2 protein-coding genes and 1 pseudogene are annotated in these 3456 nt (G+C 58.0%); all 3 read left to right on the forward strand.

Annotated elements, in window-relative coordinates; genetic code table 11:
• Positions 1-495, forward strand: a pseudogene (istB, locus tag SPHV1_RS00960) (IS21-like element ISRsp3 family helper ATPase IstB); the annotation flags it as partial.
• A gap of 102 nt (positions 496-597) precedes the next feature.
• A complete protein-coding gene (gene cehA / locus SPHV1_RS00965; RefSeq protein WP_156367183.1) occupies positions 598-2982 on the forward strand; it encodes a carbaryl hydrolase CehA in 2385 nt (794 codons plus the stop codon).
• On the forward strand, positions 2979-3434 hold the full coding sequence (locus tag SPHV1_RS00970) for a hypothetical protein (protein ID WP_054944279.1): 456 nt from the start codon (positions 2979-2981) through the stop codon (positions 3432-3434). The genes cehA and SPHV1_RS00970 overlap by 4 nt, the downstream gene beginning before the upstream one ends.
• Positions 3435-3456: the final 22 nt, after the last annotated feature.

Consider the following 3456-nt stretch of genomic DNA (forward strand, 5'->3'; position numbering starts at 1 on the left):
TTTTTGCAACAGAGCCGCGCCGACAACGTCGTACTGATCGGCGGACCAGGCACCGGCAAAAGCCACATCGCGACGGCTTTGGGCGTCCAGGCGGTTGAGCATCACCGCAAAAAGATCCGCTTCTTCTCCACCGTCGATCTGGTCAATGCGTTGGAGCAGGAAAAGGCCGCAAACAGAGCGGGCCAGTTGGCCGAGCGTCTGTTGCGCCTCGACCTCGTCATCCTTGATGAGCTGGGATATCTACCCTTCAGCCCTTCAGGCGGGGCCATGCTGTTCCATCTGCTCAGCAAACTCTATGAGCGGACCAGCGTTGTTATCACCACCAACCTGAGCTTCAGCGAGTGGTCCAGTATCTTTGGCGATGCCAAAATGACCACCGCCCTGCTGGATCGCCTCACGCATCATTGCCATATCCTTGAAACCGGCAATGACAGCTTCCGCTTCAGAGCCAGTTCCGCCGCCCCAAAATCCAGAAAGGACAAATCACCCGCTTGACCCTGCTCGTCGCAGGCAGTACATCATCCACGCCCACCCGGGTCACTTCTCAATGAAAATCCCGGGTCACTTCTCAGTGCAACTCAACAGGAAGGCGAAACGTTGGACCAACCATTCAAACCAGATCGTCGCCAACTTCTGGCAGGCGCAACATTGCTGCTGGGCGCCAGCCATTGGCCTGTCTTCGCCTCGACTGACGCAATTGAGCCGCAGCCGTACTTCGCGAGCGTGAAACGCGCGGTCGAGCAACTGGCCGCAATGGGGCAGCCGATTGCCGATGCGGATATGGCCAGGCTGGCGAGTCTGTTCTCGAGGGAAGATGCTGAGGCAGTTATTGCCGCCGAGGCGCTTCTCGAGCGCTATACACTCGCTAGGGTCACGCTCGACAAAGGCGGCATGGGCGCCGCTGCGTTAGGCGGAGCGAAGCGCCATTTGGTCGAGCAGGGATGGACCGCGTTCTTGGTGAGGGTCTCTAACCCATCATCGCTAACGCAGGCATTCGAAATTTACAGCGGCAGTGCGATGCCTGCGCGGATGTTCCCACAGGCCTCGAAGTTGGCCGCTGAGCAGAAGGCCTATCTTGCCGATACCGTTCGAAAGGAAGCCCTCATCGAACGAATGTGGCTGATGTCGCAAATCGAAGCTTCGCCAGTGCTGAGCGGCAATGTCGTGGAGTACAAGATCGCCACGATTTACAGCAGGGACCGGGGAAGAAAGACGGCCAGGTTGGGCTTTGGGGCAGGAATTTTGCAGGACAATCCTACCTGGGGGGCCGTAAGTCGCGCATCGGTAGCTAACCCGCTCGTAACCGATTTTGTCTCTCAACCATCTCGCGATATTCAGCTGCAGATCCTCGATGATGATGGTGTCGGCTGCATGGCATCGCTGATGATCCATGACGCCAATAAGCATATCTATCCGCCCCAGGTGATGCGCCTAGCACCCGACCTTGCGTTTCAACCCCACATATATCGAGCCGATGGCGAGACCGTCCGCCTGCCAGACGGCGAGTATCATATAATGGTCCGTAGGGGGCCTGAGTATCTGGTGCAGCGCGCCACCGTTCGCGTTTCGGCGAGCGACGCACGAATAGCGGTGCGGCTCAAACGATGGATCGATCCGGCGAAATGGGGCTGGTACTCTGGCGACACGCATCTCCACGCCGCAGGTTGTGCTCATTATATGTTGCCTACCGAAGGGGTAGCACCTGAAACGATGATCCGTCACATAAGAGGCGAAGCTCTCTCCGTTGGCGAGGTCTTAACCTGGGCTGGAGGTTATTCCTACCAGAAGCAGTTCTTTTCCGGTGCTGCGATCAGTCCCGAGGCGCGGCTCGAACATCCTCAACTGCAGGCTGCTAACAACGCAGACTGGAAGCCCATGCCCACGCCGAAAGATCGAGAGAGCATGCTCCGCTACGATCTCGAGATCTCGGGTTTTCCGTCAAGTCTTTCCGGGCATTTGATCCTGATGAGACTTAAGGAGCTTAGCTACCCTGGTACGCACGCGGTGGAGGACTGGCCATCTTGGAATCTCCCGGTGGCGAAATGGGCGAAAGCCCAAGGAGCACTGGTAGGATACGCCCATTGTTCATTCGGTATGATAGTCGGCACCAACGCTCTACCAAATTACGAAATTCCAACTTTCAACAGCGTCGGCACGAACGAAGCGATTGTTGGCGTGACCCACGGCGCGGTCGATTTCTTGGCAGGTTGCAATGGTCCCCCTGCTGCTGAGCTCAATGCGTGGTATCATCTGCTCAACTGCGGTTACACGCTGATGATGGCAGGCGAGACGGATTATCCGTGTACCGTGCCTTCGGTCGACTCTCGGCCGGGGATCGGACGCACCTACGTGAAGTTGCCACAAAGGCCAGTGGACGATGCGGGTTACAGCGCCTGGGTGGACGGTCTTGAGAATGGCCACCTCTACTGGGGTGACGGCAGAACGCATTTTCTACATTTCACGGTGAACGGGCGGGAGAGTGGCAAGCAGCCCCTCGCATTTGTCCGCGCTAGTAACGTCAGGGTGAGCGCCACGATAGCCGCGATGCTCGAACTGACTCCATCGCCTGAGACGGTGCAGAACGCCTCGGAAGAGCCGTGGCACATCGAACATGCGCGGATCGGCAACAGCCGTAAGGTAGCGGTCGAGCTTATCGTCAATGGCGTGGCGGTGAAACGCCAGGAAATGCTTGCCGATGGCTCGCTCCAGCAGATCTCCTTCAAGGAGAAGATCGACCGCAGTTCCTGGATCGCAATGCGGGTGCTTGGGTCCGGCCATACCTATCCCGTATTCGTCACCATCGGAAACAAACCGATCCGTGCTTCGCGGCGTAGCGCCGAATGGCTACGCACCTGCGTGGATGCGCTCTGGAATGAGAAGCACAGTTTGATCCGCGATACGGAACTGGCCGACGCGGCCGCGGCATATGATCATGCGCGCCAGACTTATGATCGGATCATCGCCGAAAGCGACTTAACGTGAAGTGGATCGCCTGGCCGCTCCTGCTCATGGCCTCGGTTGCCGGCGCGCAGGACCATCACCAGCATCACAATGACAAGTCCGAAGCGCTCGGGCAGGATGCTCATATCGTCGTGACCATCAATCCGGAGGCGCGCGTAAGCGCGGCCCTACACCAGCCCTTACCGCTCCAACCGAAATGCGGCGATGCGAGAGACTTCAGCGTCGAGATCATCAATCAGGGCTTCGTAACAGCGCCGTTGCGTGCCGCCATCATTGATGGAGCAGGCGACCGTGTCGCGCTTCATATGGATGTGCAGAAGCTCAGTGGCAGGGCGAGGGATCTCCGACGGCTGCACCTTACCCCTCTTGATCAGCGCGCTTCCGACGTGACAGTTGCGTTCAGCCTCGATCACAATGTTGGTGATCAAGGTAAGCGTGATCGCGTACATATCCTGATGCGGTGTAGGCCTTAGCTTGGCTCTGTTGCAAAAATCG

It is taken from the genome of Novosphingobium sp. KN65.2 (assembly GCF_001368935.1).
Classification (GTDB): Bacteria; Pseudomonadota; Alphaproteobacteria; order Sphingomonadales; family Sphingomonadaceae; genus Novosphingobium; species Novosphingobium mathurense.